Origin of the sequence: Phaeovulum sp. W22_SRMD_FR3, assembly GCF_052113705.1 — a bacterium.
In the GTDB taxonomy this organism is placed as follows: domain Bacteria; phylum Pseudomonadota; class Alphaproteobacteria; order Rhodobacterales; family Rhodobacteraceae; genus JBGQOG01.
This window is the reverse complement of record NZ_JBGQOG010000002.1, coordinates 81342-96137: the sequence shown is the minus strand read 5'-3', so window position 1 is coordinate 96137 and position 14796 is coordinate 81342. Positions and strand designations below refer to the sequence as shown.

General features: G+C 66.0%; 12 protein-coding genes. 4 read left to right on the top strand and 8 right to left on the bottom strand.

Going from position 1 to position 14796, the window contains the following annotated elements; translation table 11 throughout:
- Window positions 1-58: 58 nt before the first annotated feature.
- A complete protein-coding gene (locus tag ACEN2S_RS02730) occupies window positions 59-958 on the top strand; it encodes a hypothetical protein (RefSeq protein WP_441862072.1) in 900 nt (299 codons plus the stop codon).
- Window positions 959-1015: 57 nt separating this feature from the next.
- On the opposite strand, the gene trxA is transcribed toward ACEN2S_RS02730, so the two are convergent.
- From trxA to regB, 8 genes are all read right to left on the bottom strand, one after another.
- Window positions 1016-1336 carry a thioredoxin gene (trxA, locus tag ACEN2S_RS02725; RefSeq protein WP_441862070.1) on the bottom strand — a complete coding sequence of 107 codons (321 nt, stop codon included), beginning with the start codon at window positions 1334-1336 and terminating at the stop codon, window positions 1016-1018.
- 74 nt (window positions 1337-1410) lie between these two features.
- Complete coding sequence (gene addA / locus ACEN2S_RS02720; RefSeq protein WP_441862068.1) at window positions 1411-4785, bottom strand: double-strand break repair helicase AddA; 3375 nt, start codon at window positions 4783-4785, stop codon at window positions 1411-1413.
- The gene (addB, locus tag ACEN2S_RS02715; protein WP_441862066.1) at window positions 4785-7709 is read right to left on the bottom strand and encodes a double-strand break repair protein AddB; all 2925 of its coding nucleotides are present in this window, start codon (window positions 7707-7709) and stop codon (window positions 4785-4787) included. Before addB ends, addA begins: the two co-directional genes overlap by 1 nt.
- On the bottom strand, window positions 7702-8394 hold the full coding sequence (locus tag ACEN2S_RS02710) for a nucleotidyltransferase family protein (RefSeq protein ID WP_441862065.1): 693 nt from the start codon (window positions 8392-8394) through the stop codon (window positions 7702-7704). The genes addB and ACEN2S_RS02710 overlap by 8 nt, the downstream gene beginning before the upstream one ends.
- A complete protein-coding gene (locus ACEN2S_RS02705; protein WP_441862063.1) occupies window positions 8370-9359 on the bottom strand; it encodes an aminoglycoside phosphotransferase family protein in 990 nt (329 codons plus the stop codon). Before ACEN2S_RS02705 ends, ACEN2S_RS02710 begins: the two co-directional genes overlap by 25 nt.
- Window positions 9349-9837, bottom strand: coding sequence for a tRNA (adenosine(37)-N6)-threonylcarbamoyltransferase complex ATPase subunit type 1 TsaE (gene tsaE, locus ACEN2S_RS02700; RefSeq protein ID WP_441862061.1), 489 nt, complete (start codon window positions 9835-9837; stop codon window positions 9349-9351). Before tsaE ends, ACEN2S_RS02705 begins: the two co-directional genes overlap by 11 nt.
- A gap of 40 nt (window positions 9838-9877) precedes the next feature.
- Window positions 9878-11494, bottom strand: coding sequence for a PAS-domain containing protein (locus ACEN2S_RS02695; protein ID WP_441862059.1), 1617 nt, complete (start codon window positions 11492-11494; stop codon window positions 9878-9880).
- A gap of 106 nt (window positions 11495-11600) precedes the next feature.
- Window positions 11601-12986, bottom strand: a complete 1386-nt coding sequence (gene regB / locus ACEN2S_RS02690; RefSeq protein WP_441862057.1) for a sensor histidine kinase RegB — start codon at window positions 12984-12986, stop codon at window positions 11601-11603.
- A 128-nt stretch (window positions 12987-13114) separates the two neighbouring features.
- Here regB and ACEN2S_RS02685 point away from each other — a divergent pair, with 128 nt between their 5' ends.
- From ACEN2S_RS02685 to ACEN2S_RS02675, 3 genes are all read left to right on the top strand, one after another.
- Complete coding sequence (locus tag ACEN2S_RS02685) at window positions 13115-13753, top strand: SCO family protein (RefSeq protein WP_441862054.1); 639 nt, start codon at window positions 13115-13117, stop codon at window positions 13751-13753.
- Between the two features lie 83 nt (window positions 13754-13836).
- A complete protein-coding gene (locus ACEN2S_RS02680; protein WP_441862052.1) occupies window positions 13837-14391 on the top strand; it encodes an ActR/PrrA/RegA family redox response regulator transcription factor in 555 nt (184 codons plus the stop codon).
- Window positions 14392-14477: 86 nt separating this feature from the next.
- Window positions 14478-14792: an H-NS histone family protein gene (locus ACEN2S_RS02675; protein WP_441862050.1), complete on the top strand. Its 315-nt coding sequence runs from the start codon at window positions 14478-14480 to the stop codon at window positions 14790-14792.
- Window positions 14793-14796 lie beyond the last annotated feature (4 nt).

Sequence of the window (14796 nt, the reverse complement as noted above, 5' to 3'; positions counted from 1 at the left end):
CAGGCCCGGCTTGCAACCCGCGCGGCCGCACCCTAGCGTGATCGTCATGCCGCAGCCCGTGCCCCTCCGCCTTTATCTCGATACGCCGACCCTGTCACAGGTGCGGGCGGGGCAGCACAATTTCTTCAACCGCTTGCGCGGCGCGGTCGAGGGGCAGGGCTGGCGGGTCGAGCTGCGCGAGAACACTTTGGCCGAACTGGCAAAAGCGCCCCTGCGGCGGGGACATGCGCTGTTTCACATGAGCGTGCCGCATCCGGGGGCGCTGACCTGTCGACGCAGCTATCTGGGGGCGTTCTGGCGCATCGAAGCCTGCGCCGAGCGCTGGCGCTGGCCAGTTGCCCTTGCGGCCTTTGATGCGGCGGCGGTGGACCCCGAACTGGCCCGCCGCTTTGCCGGGCGGTTGCGGCAGAGCCTGCATCCCGCCGGGCTGCCTCAGCGGGATCCGGCGGGAATGATCTTTGTACCCCTTCAGGGGCGGCTGTCGGAACACCGCAGTTTTCAGTCGATGTCACCCCTCGCGATGTTGGAAACCCTGCTGCAAAGGTTCAGCCCGCGCCCCGTACTGGCAACGCTGCACCCGCGCGAGAGCTATCTCGAGGCGGAACTGCAGGCGCTGGACCGGCTGGCCGCGGCCCATCCGAATTTCCGCTGGCAAAACGGCGGCTCGGCGGCGGCACTGGCCGACTGCGCGCTGGTCGCCACGCAAAACAGCGCGATGGCCATTCAGGGCTATCTGTTGCACAAACCCGCGCTGCTCTTTGCCGAGATCGATTTTCACCACATCGCCGCCTCGGTCCCGCGTGAGGGGATGGCGGCGCTGGACCGTGCGCTGACGCAGCGCCCGGATTTTGACGCCTATCTGTGGTGGTTTCTGCAAGAGCAGGCAATCAACGCCGGGCGTCCGGAATGCGAGGCGCAGATCCTCGCGGCGCTGCGCCGGGGCGGCTGGGCAATCTAAGCGCCAAAATGCAAAAGACGCCCCGGAGGGCGCCTTTCGGATCACATCGGATCACGCTCAGATCGAGGCGTTGATCCAGGCGGCGAGGGCCGCTTTCGGTGCAGCGCCGACTTTGTTCGACACGACCTGACCGTCTTTGAAAAGGAACAGCGCCGGGATCCCGCGCACGCCCAGAACGGCCGGGCTGTCGGGGTTTTCGTCGACGTTCAGCTTGACGATCTTGACCTTGCCGGCCAGCTCTTCCGACAGCTCTTCCAGAGCCGGGCCGATCTGACGGCACGGGCCGCACCATTCGGCCCAAAAATCGACAACGACCGGAAGGTCGGAATTGCGCACCTCGGTATCGAAGGTGGCATCGGTGACGGGCTGCGTGGCCATGGGAAACTCCTGATGCGGTGGGTTGGATCGGAACCTAGGGATCGGTCCCGCAGACGTCAAGGCAAAGGGCGCATTCAACATAGGGGGGTTGCGCGCAGTGCATCCCCCAATTGTGCGATTGGGAGGGGCATGAGGTCGCCGGTGGCGGTCCAGAAAACCGCGGCCTCAACCCGGCGGCCGGGATAAATCTGGTTCAGCGCCGCGACATAGGCGCCCATCTGCCGCAAGATCCCCTCGGGCACGGCGCTGGCATCCCGGGGCACGGTGCGGTTCGATTTATAATCGAGCAGCAGAATGCGATCGTCTGTGATCACAAGCCGGTCGATGATCCCATGCATCCGCCGCCCGCCGAGTTCGGGCAAAACGGCGGTCAGCTCGACTTCGGCCAGCGCGTCGGGCCCGTGATAGGGGGCGAGAACGGTGGCGGTCAGAACCCGCCGCGCCTCGGCCAGCACGGTGTCGATCTCGGCGGCCAGCGCGGCATCCTCGCCGGTCAGCAGGAGGCTGGCGGCAATCGCGGGCCAATCGACCTCGGGCCAGTCAGGCAGATGCTCCAGCAAGAGGTGCAGCTGCCGCCCATGCCGCTTGGCGGCCTCCTCCTCCAGCCCCAGCTCGCCCGGCAGCGCCTTGGCCCCGCCGAGGTCCGACGGGGAGAGCGCCTTGTCCGGCTCGGGCACCGGGGCGGCACGCTCTCCGGTCCAGGCGGGCAGGATCACCGGCGGCGGGGCGGTGGTGGCCTCGCCGGGTTCAGGTTCCGGCCAATCGCCAAAGCTCAGCCGCTGGAAAGGGGCAGCATCGGTCTCGGCCCGGCTGAGCGTAAAGCCCGCCGTGGCGCCCGCCTTTTGCATCGCATCCGCCACCAGCCCGTACCAGCTGTCCGGACCCGTCCCGACCTCGCCCGCCGCGCAGAGGATCAGCCATTTCTCCGCCCGCGTCAGCGCCACATACAAAAGCCGCATCCGCTCTTCGCGCTGCCGCTCCAGCTGGTCATCGCGCAGCGTCACCGCCAGCGGCGGCATCGCATCCGAGCCGGGCCGCCAGATCGCCGGACCCTGACCGGGGCGCAGCACCTCGGCGGGGCGCGGATCGCGGCGTTTAGCGGTCTCGGGCAGGATGACGATCGGCGCCTCCAGCCCCTTTGAGCCATGCACCGTCATCACCCGGATCGCCCGGCCGCCGCTGTCGAGCTGCCGTTTCACCTCGACATCATCGGCCTGCAACCAGCCGAGAAAACCGGTGAGGCTGGGCACTTCGCTGCGCTCAAAGGCGAGGGCCTGCGACAGGAGTTCGTCAATCCCGTCCTCGGCCTCCGGCCCCAGACGCGCCACCAGATTGGCGCGGCCCCCATGCCGGGTCAGCAGACGTTCGATCAGCTCATAGGGGCGCAGGTAATCCGCCGCATCGCGCAAACTGGCCAGAACAGAGACGGTTTCCGCATGTTCCGGCTGGTTGCGCAATGCCTCCCAGAGATAGCCGGGGCGCGGTTGCGCCAGCGCGTAGAGCTGGCCCTCGCTCCAGCCAAAGAGCGGCGAGCGCAGGACAGCGGCCAGCGACAGGTCATCCTCTGGCGTTGCCAGAAAGGCCAGCAGCGCACCGATGTCGCGCACCGCGAGTTCGGCACCAAGCTTGAGCCGGTCCGCCCCGGCAATCGCCAGCCCCGCCGCCTTGCAGGCCCGGATGATCTCGGCAAAAAGCGCGGAGCGGCGCTGCACGAGGATCAGAAAATCGCCCTCATGCACCGGCCGCGCGCCCTCGCGCCCCGGCAGACGTTCGCCCCGGGTGATCATCGCCTTTATCTCGGCGGCGATGCGGCGCGCGAGCACCACGGTCTCATGGCTCTCGCCGCGCAGATCGACCGGGTCCTGCCAGTCATCCTCTTCGGCATCGCCCGCTTTCGGCACCGGCTCCCACAGATCCACCCGCCCCGGCAGATCGCTGTTGAAGGCGCGGTGACGGGTTTCGCCGCCCAGGCCCTGCTGCACCCGCTCATCAAAGGTCAGATCGACCAACCGCAGGATAGCCTCGGAGGAGCGGAAGGAATGCTCCAGCGTCAAATTCTGCAACGGCTGCCCGGCTGCGGTGAATTTCTGGCTGAAATAGTCCCGCATTTTCTCGAATTCGCGGAGATCGGCACCCTGAAAGGAATAGATCGACTGTTTGCGGTCGCCCACCACGAACAAGGTCCGCGTCTCGCCGCGCGCGCCCACCCCGGCGGTGAATTCCTCGGACAGGCGTTCGATCACCAGCCATTGACCGGGGCTGGTGTCCTGCGCCTCATCGACCAGAATGTGGTCAATGCCGCCATCCAGCCGGAAGAGCACCCATTGCGCCACCGAAGGGTCCGAGAGCAATTGCCCCGCCCGCCGGATCAGATCGTCAAAGTCGAGCCAGCCGCGCGCCGCCTTGCGCCGGGCGTAGTCAGGCAGCCAACTGCCCGCAAACCGATGCAGCGCAAGGGTCTTTTCCGCCGCCATCAGCGCACAGCGGCGCGGGCGTGCCGCCTCCACCCGCCGCATCAGCGCCTCCAGCCGGTCCATCAGCGGGGCGGCGGCCCCATTGGCCAGTCCCTTGGTGGGAAAGCTGCCGATCTTGGCAGAAAACGGCAGCTTCGCCGAAGGGCCGGTCAGCAGCACATCCTCAAACAGCAGCAGCGATTTCAGATCGGGTGTGCCGCTGCCACGCAGCTTGGCGGCGGCCTTGCTGTCATTGGCGCCGCTGCCTGCGAGCAGGGGCACCAAGGCCGCAATCAGATCGGCCTCATCGCCCAGAAACACCTCGGCCAGAAGGGCATCCATGTCGTACCCGCCCGGCAGATCAAAGAGCGCCAGCGCGCCATCCCGGCTGAGCGGCACCGCAAATGCGTCACTATGTCGGCTGATTTCGCCCAGAAGGCCGTCGAAGTCTTCGCCGGGGAAATGCCGTGCAAGGGCGTCAATCGCCTCGACATCGCCGCCCGCCGCCATCTCGTCCAATATCTCGGCGCGCAGGATCGCACCCGCGCGGTCGTCCATCTCGGCAAAGCCATGCGGCACGCCGGCCTCCAGCGGAAACCGGCGCAGAAGGGCGGCGCAAAACGAGTGGATGGTCTGGATCTTCAAGCCACCCGGCGTCTCGATCGCCTTGGCAAAAAGGCGCCGCGCGCGGGCGAGCGTCTCGGCGTCAATTCCCCCGGTTTCGCCCAGATCCAGCAGCGCCTGCCGCAATTTGGCATCGGGCAGCATCGCCCATTCGCCCAAACGTTTGAGCAGCCGGTTCTGCATCTCGGCGGCGGCGGCCTTGGTATAGGTGAGGCACAGCACCTTTTGCGGCTCGGTGCCCGCCAGCAGCAGACGCGCCACGCGGTCGGTCAGAACGCGGGTCTTGCCCGAGCCCGCATTGGCCGAGAGCCAGGTGGAAAACAGCGGATCGGCGGCCTGAACCTGCCGTTCGGTGGCGTCATCGCGGCGCATCAGCCGATATCCTCCGGTTCAGGGGGCGCCGTCATTTCCCATTCGCCAAAGCGCGACAGGTGATCGTAATCGCTGCGATCTTCGGTGCGTTGCAGGGCGCGGCGGGCGGTATAGCCCGTCTCGGCTTTGAAATAGCGGGCGATCAGACGGCCAAGGCCGGTCCAGGTGGCGGCAAGCGTGTCGGGATCGGCGAAATGCGTGGCGACTTCGCCCGCACCGCCCAGCCGCAGATAGCTCATCCCCCGCACCGGACGCGCGCCCAGCGCTTCAAACCCGCCACGCTCGGCCATCGCCGCTTCGAGATAGAGCTGTTTGTCAAAGGCGGCCATCTCTTTAGCCGTTGGGGGTGTGCCGGATTTATAATCGTAGATCTGCGCCTGCCCGTCGCTGAGCAGGTCAATCCGGTCCGGCGTCGCCGTCAGGGTGAAATCGAGGTTTTTCAGCGGAACAGAGCCTTTTTTCTCGATCACCACCGGCGTGCCCTCGGCCGCGCGCCGCGCCTCATCGGCCACGAATTTGTCGGCAATCCGCGCGATGCGCGCACGCCAGAGCCGTTGGGCAACGGGCCATGGCACTTCGGTCTCAAGCACGGTGTCGGTGACCTGCAGCAGCCGGGCGCGCGCCTGATCCAGAGGTTCGTCGGCGGGGCGGGCACGCACGAAAGCCTCGACGATCTCGTGCAGCAGCGTGCCGCGCAGGCGCGGGTCAGGCTCGGGGCGCAGCGGGTCCAGCGGGCGCAGCCGCAAGATGCGGGCAGCATAAACCGCGTAGGGGTCGCGGATCAGCGTCTTGATCGCGGTGACCGGCAGGGTTTTGGGGCGGTGATCGACTGGCGGGCGCGGCGCGGGCCGTTTGGCGGAGGGCACTTTTTCGGGCACAGACAGCGCGGCGGCCAGATGCAGCCATTGGCTGCCGCGCGCCTGCATGGCCGCCAGCGCCGCCGGGCCGTTTTGCTCCGGCAGCCCTGACAGCAGATTGGTCAGCCGGTTCATCCAGCGCGAGGGCACGCATTCCGCATCCGCGCTCCGTTTGGCGCGGCTGAGCACCACGCGGGGCGCGGCAATCGCCTGTTCAAAGTCATGTGCGGAAAGGCCGATCTGCCGTTCGGGCAGCAAAAGGCCGGAATCGAGCCGCATCTTGCGGCTGAGCCAGGGGTCAGGCTTGGCGGGTTCGGGCCAGCTGCCCTCGTTCAGACCGGCCAGAATGACCAGATCGGCGCCTTGTCCGCGCACCTCGAGCGTGCCCTGAATCGAGATCAGCGGATGCGCTGCCTGCACCTGCCGCACGGTGCCGCCCTGCAAGAGGCCCGAGAGCAGATCGGCATATTGCGCGGCGGAATAGGTGCCGCCATGCGCGGCCTCGCGGCGCAGATCCTCGATCACCCGCAGCGCCTCGCGCCCGCCGTCCTTGTTCCACAGGCCGCTGGCGCCGACGCTGCCGCCCGGTCCGGCGGCCAGATCCTCGGCCAGCGTGGTTTGCACCGCGACCCAGTCGGTCAGGGGCATCTCGTGCAGTGCATCGAGACCTGAGAGCCGGGCCCCGATCCAGGCTGCCCAGAGAATCCGCTCCGGCTCACGCCCTTCGGCCCATGTGTTCAGCGCGGTCGCATCCGGAAAGGCCGGGCCGTGGCGGCGCAGATGCAGCTCCAGATCGCGGGTAAAACGCAGGTGGTTGCCGCGGTCCGCACCGGTGGCGGTCAGCGGGTGTTTGAGCAGGACAAACAGGCTCTCCACCGTCAGCTTTTGCCCGAAAAGCCCGGCGACATGCCGCAGGAAACGCCCCGGCGGCGTCAGCTGCAAGGGCTGGCCCGCGCTGTCATCGGGCACGATGCCCCAACGGTCGAGCGCCGCCGCCACCCGCCGGGTCAGCAGCCGGTCGGGGGTGACCAGTGCCGCCGTGGTGCCGCGCTCTGCCGCCTCGCGCAGCATCAGCGCGATGGCCAGCGCCTCTGACCGGGGATCGGGCGCTTCGATCAGGCTCAGCCCTTCGGTCGCGGGGATCAGATCGCCCAGTCCCGCACCATCGCGCATCCATTGGTCGGTGACCGGCGCCGGACGCAGCGCCAGCGCCACGAGGCGGTTGCGCCCGGGGCTCGGCTCGCGCGTTTCGCGCCAGCGGGCGATCTGGGACGGGGCAAGCCCCAGCAATCCGGCAAGCGCAACAAAGCGGTATTGCGGATGGTCTTCGGCGGGGACCGGCCCGGCGGTGAGCGCGTCCCACAGGCTCTCGGGTTGCTCAAAATCGAACCCCGGCAGCACCACCATGCCCTGCGGCAGGGCCGCCACCGCCTGCATGAAGCGCTGCGTGGCCCCGCGCGAGCCGGTGGAGCCGGCGATGATCACCGGATGCGCGGGCGGTGAGATGGCCCAGCGTTCCGCCAGAGCCTCGACCACGCGGCGCTGGCGCGCGGCAGGATCGGGCAGGCTGTCGGCCTCAAAATACCGCGCGACGATGCGGATGAAGGCAAGGCTGCGCTGCCAATGCGCGGCATGTTCACCGACATCCAGTGCCTCCAACGTCGCGGGATCGACGCCCTCGCTCTGCATCTCGGCCATGAGATCGGCGAGGCTGTCGGCCAGCGCATAAAGCCCGGCGCCGGGGGCGAAATCCGGCTGCGCTTCCGCCAGTTGCGCGATCAGTTGGGCCAGCTCAAGGCGGCGGCGCAGTGGCGGCACGGCGGGGGCGAGGCCCGAAAGCGGATCGCGGCCAAGGTCGGTGATCAGCCGCAGACGCGGCAAAAAGCGGGTGCCGTGGCGGTCAAACGCCTCGCGCACGCGGCGCAGCATGCGGCTGGTGTTGAGATAGAGCTCAACCCGCGCCATCGCCTCGGGCGGCTGACCCGCCATCCGTTCGATCAGGCCCGCGACCAGTTCGGCTGGGAAATCGACGCCGGGGGGCAGCGCGAAGAGATGCGGTTCAGACATGCGCGGCCTGCAGCATGCTTTCGGCCAAGGGAATGCTCTCGGGGCGGCCGACATCGCACCAGCCGCCGGGATGCACCACGCCGTAAGCGCGCCCTTCGGCGATCATCCGGTCCCACAGGATGTTGAGGGAAAACACCCGCTCCGGGATGTCGTGCAAGCCTCCGGGGTCAAGGATCTGTGCCCCGGTATAGACATAGCCCGGACCCCGCTGAATGCGCCCTTCGGCGTCCATTGCGAAATCGCCCGCCCCGCGATAGCCCATCGCCCGTTCCACCGGCACCAGTGCCAGAAGCGCGGACATGGCTTCGGGTCGCCAGGCGGTGCGCAGGGTGGTGAGGACATTCGGTCCGGTCCAGACCGCATCGGTGTTGAGCGTCATCACCGGCCCGTCGCCCAAGAGCGGCAGCGCCTGCCGCAGACCGCCGCCGGTTTCGAGGATTTCTGCGATTTCAGGTGAAACAGTGACGTTTTGACCGGCCAGATGCGCGGCGAGTTGCTCTGCCCGGTAATGGCTGTTGGCGACCACCGTGCCGATCCCGGCGCCGCGCACCAGATCCAGCGCATGGTCGATCAGCGCGCGCCCGGCGACCGGGATCAGCGGCTTTGGACGTTCCGCGGTCAGCGGTCCCATGCGGGTGCCAAAACCGGCGGCAAAGAGCATCAGCGCATCGGGTGTTGGCCGCATTGGTCCTGGATCCTGTTCAAAATATCGGGGGTGGGCGCGGGCATGTCCGCCATCAGCGCGGCAAGCTCGGCGAGGCCCGGATGCGTCAGATTGTGCTGGATATGCCGCCAGACGCGGGGGATCAGATCGACGTACTGCGCCTTGCCCATCGCCAGACAGAGGCGGGTGAAGACGCCCAGAATCCGCAGATTGCGTTGCAGGCCCAGGAGCGCGCAGAGCGCCGCAAAACGGCTCTGATCCAGCCCGTTTTGAGTGGCGTAGCGGGCGATTTCGCGGGCAGCAACCGCGGGCGAGACATCGCGGCGCGCGTCTTGTAGGGCCGAAATCAGGTCATAGCCCGGATGCGCGGCGACAGCGTCCTGAAAATCCAGCAGGCCGAGGCAGGCCGTGCCCGCCCGCGCAGGCAGCCAGAGCAGGTTTTCGGCGTGAAAATCGCGCAGCGCCAGCACCGGAGCCTCTTGGTTCAGCGCCTCGTAGAGTGCGGCGATGGCGGCGGGCAGGGCGGTGCAGCCACTGCCCCCGGCGATGGGCAGGTACCAATCCAGTGTCAATTGCACCAGTGATCCCAGCGCCGGGCCGTCGAGCGGGGCCACAAAATCCGGTGCGGGATGCTGGTGCAGGGCGGTCAGGAAATCGGTGACCTCGGCGTAGAGCGGGCCTTCGCGCGCGGGGTCGGCGGCGATCAGCCGGGCGAGGAGATCGTCCCCCAGATCTTCGAGCAGCATCAATCCCTGATCGGGGGCTTCGGCGAGGATCTGCGGTGCGGAAAAGCCGCGCTCGGTCAGCCAGCGGGCCAGGCGGCTGAAACGGGCCTGTTCCCGCGGATCGACGGGCGCGCGCATCAGGACGGCGCTGTCGCTGCCGCGGATCAAGCGTTCATAGCGGCGGGCGGAGGCGTCACCGGCGAGCGGGGTTGCGGTGGCGCTGCCCCATCCGGCGGCGCGCAGAAAGTCTTCAGATCCCATCGGCGAGGCCTTTGATCCGCTCGGCCCAGGCGGCCGGGCCGGAGAGCACCAGATCACGCGAATAACCCCCTTGGCTGAGGGTAAACTCCAGCCGCAGCGCCGATGTCGGGGCCATATCGCCCAGCCGGTCGGGCCATTCGATCAGGCAGATCGCCGTCTCGAACGCCTCTTCCAGACCGAGTTCCGCCGCCTCATCCGGATGCGTCAGGCGGTAAAGATCGGCGTGCCAGATCTCGGCCAGATCATCGTCATAGGTCTGCACCAAAGTGAAGGTCGGCGAGGGCACATCTTCGCGCAGCCCCGCATCGGCCAGTCGTTTCTGGATCAGACTGCGCGCGAAATGGGTTTTGCCCGCGCCGATCTGCCCGGCCAGCAGCAGGACATCGCCGGGGCGCAAACGCGCGGCAAACCACTGACCCAGCCGGGTGGTGGCTTCGGCATCCGCAAGCGGCAGGGTGAGGAGATGCGCTGTGGTCATGGCGCAGTTTTACCCTGCCAGACCGTGGCCGCAAGGGTGCTCAGGCCTTGGCGCCGACTTTGTCCCTTTCAAGGAAACCGGAGGTTTTCGGCACCGCCGGGGCATCCGCCTCGAGCAGGCTGAAGCTGGCCAGGGTTGAGCCCCCGGCAAGCGGCGCGAAACGGCAGCCCAACCGGCGGCCATCTTGCATCCGCGCCTCGGCGGTCCAGACCGTGCGCGGGCCGATTTTGCCCAGATAGTCACGGGCTTCGGCCCAGATCGGGTTCGGCTCGGACAAAAGTTGCCAGGTGCGCAGGGCGTCAATCGCCGTCATCTGCCCCAGAGTCGCGCCGGGATCGACCCCCCAAAGTTCGGTATAGGCGATGTTGGAGGTGACCAGTTCGCCCGAGGACAGGAAAACCGCCATCGCCTGTGGCAGCGCGTCGATGACCTCTTGCCCCAGTTCGAGTTCCGCCCGAAACCGCCGGGTCAGGGACACTTCCGAGCTGATGTCCTCAAAGAGGAACGCCACGGCGCCGTCGGGATGCGGGCGGCCCGTCACCCGGTAGGTCTGGCCCGAGGGCAAGGTCCAAGTTTCCGAATGGTGCCCGGCGGCCGAGGCCTGCTCCAGCTCGGCCATTTGCTGGCGCCAGCTGCGGTAATCCTTGGGCTCGGGCATCATCCGGGTTTCGCGCAGCCGGTCGAGAAAGGCGTAAAGCGTCGGGCGGCCGGACATGAATTCCGGTGCCACGCCCAAGAGATCGATCAGCGCCGGGTTGAACAGCTGCAATTGCCGCTGCCGGTCAAAGATGGCCAGCCCGATCGGCAATTCGGCAAAGGTTTTGGTCAGGGTCTGCACGAAATCGCGCAGCGCCCGCTCGGCCCGCACGATCGCATCGGCGGGCAGCGCGAAATGCAACACGCCCTTGTCGAGGATATAGGAGTGGCAATCATACCAGGCGTTCTTGTCATCGCCCTGCTCCAGCTTCAGCCGCCGGGGCTTGGTTGAGGTGATCGAGTTCTGATCAATCTCAAAGATGCGCGGCAAGGGCCAGACAAAGGTGTCAGACCCCGCGCTATAGGCCTCGGAGCGCAGGATATAGGCGCGGTTGGCCCAGGTGACCTCGCCCGCCGCATTCTCGCGCCAGGCCAGCGCGGGCAGCCGGTCTGATGCCTGACGCAACAGCCCCAGTTCCTCCTCCAGCGCGCGATGCGAGAGCACATCGACCAAAAGGCCCTGCCCCTCGGCGCCGGGATCAATCAGCGTCAACCGGGTCAGGCCATTGGTGTATTCCGCCTTGAGCCGCAGCGCGGTGCCGTCCTCCCGCTCAGGCCCCACCAGGGTCATGCTGTGCATTTCAGGCAGCCGGTCGAGCGCTTTGCTCAGCCCCTCGAACCGAGGCGCGAGATAGGCGGTCAGCCGCGTCCAGTCGCCATCGGCACCCGGCACCGTGTCCAGCAACGCGCGCGCGGGTGCGGTGGCATCGACCAGTTCCAGATCGTCAAAGAGGAAGGCGGTTTCCTCCAGCACCGGGCGCGGCATGGCGGCGGCCTTGCGGCGGGCGGGCCCCGCCGCGCGCATGGACAAAAGCGCAAGCGCAATGACGGCGGAACCCACCGACGTTGCCACAACGCTGGCGCTCAGCACGCCGACGTTCATCCACCAATCACCGACCATATCACCCGGTCCCTTCGATACACCCCGCGTCAGTGTTGCGCGCAATAGTTAACGCGCCGTTAATCTTTCTGGGGGTGAGCCGCAAAAATTAACTTATGTGAAAGATTTAAATCTCGAATCGCTGATTTTCACCCAAAGCGGTGCTCTCGGGCGCGACGAGAGCCTCGCGCGGCCAGATCAGGGTGACCTGAGCGCCCGAGCGCTCACCCCGCTCACCGGCCGCCAGGAACGGATCAGCACCATTGCCGAAAATCAGCCGTGCCCCGGTGCGTTCGAGCAATGTTTTGGCGATGAAGAGGCCAAGCCCCATGCCTTGGTATTGCGGTCTGATTTCACGCTCATCCGGGCGTTTGCCGATGAACGGATCGCCAATGCGGCTGAGCACAGCGGGCGTATAGCCCGGCCCATCGTCCGAAATGGTCACCCGGATGTCGGTCGCGCTCCATCGGGCATCGACCCATACCGTGGTTTGCGCGAAATCCACCGCGTTCTGGATGAGGTTGCGCAGGGCATGGATCAGCTCGGGCAGGCGGTGGATCGTGGGCTGCCGCTCAGCCCCGGGCGCGGTGGCAAACACAATCTCGCGGCCACGGTCCAGATGCGGCTCTGCCGCCTCGCGCAGCACCGCCATCAGGGGGGCGGTGCGCAGGTGCAGGTCGTCCTTGCCTGCCCGGCCCATGGATTGCAGGATGTCGCGGCAGCGGTCGGCCTGCGCGCGGATCAGCAGCGCATCTTCGCGGTGGACGGGGTCGGTCAGCTCATCGGCCAATTCGGCGCTGACCAGTTTGATGGTGGCGAGCGGGGTGCCCAGTTCATGCGCCGCCGCCGCCACCACGCCGCCCAGATCGGTCAGCTTTTGCTCGCGCGAGAGCGCCATTTGCGTCGCCAGAAGGGCATCGCCCATGGAATGGATCTCAGAGGCGATGCGCCGCGCGTAAAGCCCCATGAAAACCACGCCGATCACGATGGCCAGCCAGAAGCCAAATTCAAAATCCGCGGGAACCGAGATTTCCTCGCCACCCAAAGTGACAAGGGGCAGGTGAAAGATCGCAACGGCGGTGATCATCACAATGGTCGCGGCCACCAGATAAATCGTGGCATTGGTGCGCAGCGCCGTGGCGGCGATCGTGGCCGGGGCGAGGATCAGCACCGCGAAGGGATTGTTCAGGCCACCGGTCAGCGCCAGCAACAGCGCGAGTTGGGTGATGTCGAAACACAATGTGGCGGCGGCCTCGTTCTCGGTCAGGCGGCGGTTTTCCGGAAACAGAAAGATCGACACCAGATTGGCCGCAATCGCCGCCCCCACCACCGCCAGACACAATGGCAGATCCAGCATGATGTCATAGCGGGTCACCGCCACAATGATCGCGGCCAATTGGCCGGTGATCGCCGCCCATCGCAACAGGATCAGCGTCCGCATCCGCACCCATTCGCTGTGCATTTCGCGGGGTTGCGGATCATGGGTCATTCGCAACGGGGCCTCAGAACGCATGTTTTGCCTTTCCGCGGCCGCTCGGTCGCCATCTTGTGACTGAGGTCAGTTGTCGCATTTCAGCGTCTTGCATTGATAAACCCAGCGGTTTGAGCAATCAATGCTCGACCCAAAAAAGGACATCTCTCATGGCGATTTCAACGCGCAGCTATGCCGCCGGCGCAGTGGCAGTTCTGGCCGTATTGCTGGGGGCGAGTTGGTACGCCACGCGGTCCGACGGGTCTGATCTGTTCGCCCAATGCGCCAAAGGGGCGGTGGCGGGCGGGGCTGCTGCAATCGGCGGGCCGTTCACCCTGACCGATGAGAACGGTGCGACGGTGACGGATCAGGACGTGATCACCGGGCCGACGCTGGTCTATTTCGGCTATACTTCCTGTCCGGATGTCTGCCCGCTGGACAATGCCCGCAACGCTGAGGCAACCAGCCTGCTGGAAGAGCGCGGCATTCAGGCGACGCCCGTCTTCATCTCGGTGGATCCGGCACGCGATACGCCGGAGGTGATGCGCGACTTTACGGATGCCATGCATCCGCGGATGCTGGGGCTCAGCGGGACGCCCGAGCAGATTAAGGCGGCCGCCCAAGCCTACAAAGTCTATTATCATATCGGCGATACCACCGATCCTTATTATTTGGTCGATCACACCACCTACACCTATTTGATGTTCCCCCAGCGCGGCTTTGTTGAATATTTCAACCGGGACACCACGCCCGAGCAAATGGCCGATACGGTGGCCTGTTATACGGCGGCGGTGAAACGCGCGGGCTAGGCCAAAACCGGGGCAGGACGGCGCAAATTTGACCCGCAGTCCGCAACACTCTAGATAAGTCCAAACCATGCGAGGAGCAGACCATGGCCGATGATGATTTTGCCGAACTCGGCCCCGACCGCAGCCTGTTGCTGGTGGATGATGATCTGCCCTTTCTCACCCGTCTGGCGCGCGCGATGGAAAAGCGGGGCTTTGCGCCGCTGACCGCGGAAACGGTCGCCGCAGGCAAGGAAATCGTGCGCAGCGCGGCGCCGGCCTATGCCGTGGTTGACCTGCGGCTCGAGGATGGCAATGGCCTCGATGTGGTTGAGGCGTTGCGGGACCGGCGCCCCGATGCGCGGATCGTGGTGCTGACCGGATATGGGGCGATTGCCACCGCGGTGGCCGCGGTGAAAATCGGCGCCACAGATTATCTGTCCAAGCCCGCCGACGCCAATGACATCACCAACGCTTTGCTGGCCAAAGGCGAAGCGCTGCCGCCGCCGCCGGAAAATCCGATGTCGGCAGATCGGGTGCGGTGGGAGCATATTCAACGTGTCTATGAATTGTGCGACCGCAATGTTTCGGAAACGGCCCGGCGCCTGAATATGCATCGCCGGACATTGCAGCGGATTTTGGCCAAACGTAGCCCGAAATAGTTTGAATGGGCGCACGGCCTTTAAAACATGTTGTACTCTCTCGGATTCATTGGAATATGAGGCTGATCACTATTTAAGGAAGCGTGATGACGATCAATCTCGAACAAATGGCTCTGAAAGAGCTTCGCGATCTGAAAGTGCGCGTCGAAAAGGCGATCAGCACTTATGAAGACCGCAGGAAGCAAGAAGCGCTTGTTGAGCTGGAAGAAGTCGCCCAAAAAATGGGTTTCTCTCTGGCTGATTTGACCGGTATCTCTGTTGCGAAAAAGCGTAAACCTGCTGAGGCGAAATATGCCAATCCGGCGGATTCCTCGGAAACCTGGACCGGGCGGGGCCGCAAGCCGCGCTGGGTGCAGGCTGCACTGGAGAGCGGAAAAAGTCTGGAAGACCTCGCGATCTGAATGA

Coding starts and splice junctions, on each gene's coding strand:
- addA (WP_441862068.1), bottom strand. CDS start 4,785: ATGCGCCGCGATGACGCCACCGAACGGCAGGTTCAGGCCGCCGATCCG.
- regB (WP_441862057.1), bottom strand. CDS start 12,986: ATGCGTTCTGAGGCCCCGTTGCGAATGACCCATGATCCGCAACCCCGC.
- tsaE (WP_441862061.1), bottom strand. CDS start 9,837: ATGACCACAGCGCATCTCCTCACCCTGCCGCTTGCGGATGCCGAAGCC.
- ACEN2S_RS02705 (WP_441862063.1), bottom strand. CDS start 9,359: ATGGGATCTGAAGACTTTCTGCGCGCCGCCGGATGGGGCAGCGCCACC.
- ACEN2S_RS02695 (WP_441862059.1), bottom strand. CDS start 11,494: ATGGTCGGTGATTGGTGGATGAACGTCGGCGTGCTGAGCGCCAGCGTT.
- ACEN2S_RS02710 (WP_441862065.1), bottom strand. CDS start 8,394: ATGCGGCCAACACCCGATGCGCTGATGCTCTTTGCCGCCGGTTTTGGC.
- ACEN2S_RS02685 (WP_441862054.1), top strand. CDS start 13,115: ATGGCGATTTCAACGCGCAGCTATGCCGCCGGCGCAGTGGCAGTTCTG.
- ACEN2S_RS02680 (WP_441862052.1), top strand. CDS start 13,837: ATGGCCGATGATGATTTTGCCGAACTCGGCCCCGACCGCAGCCTGTTG.
- ACEN2S_RS02675 (WP_441862050.1), top strand. CDS start 14,478: ATGACGATCAATCTCGAACAAATGGCTCTGAAAGAGCTTCGCGATCTG.
- trxA (WP_441862070.1), bottom strand. CDS start 1,336: ATGGCCACGCAGCCCGTCACCGATGCCACCTTCGATACCGAGGTGCGC.
- addB (WP_441862066.1), bottom strand. CDS start 7,709: ATGTCTGAACCGCATCTCTTCGCGCTGCCCCCCGGCGTCGATTTCCCA.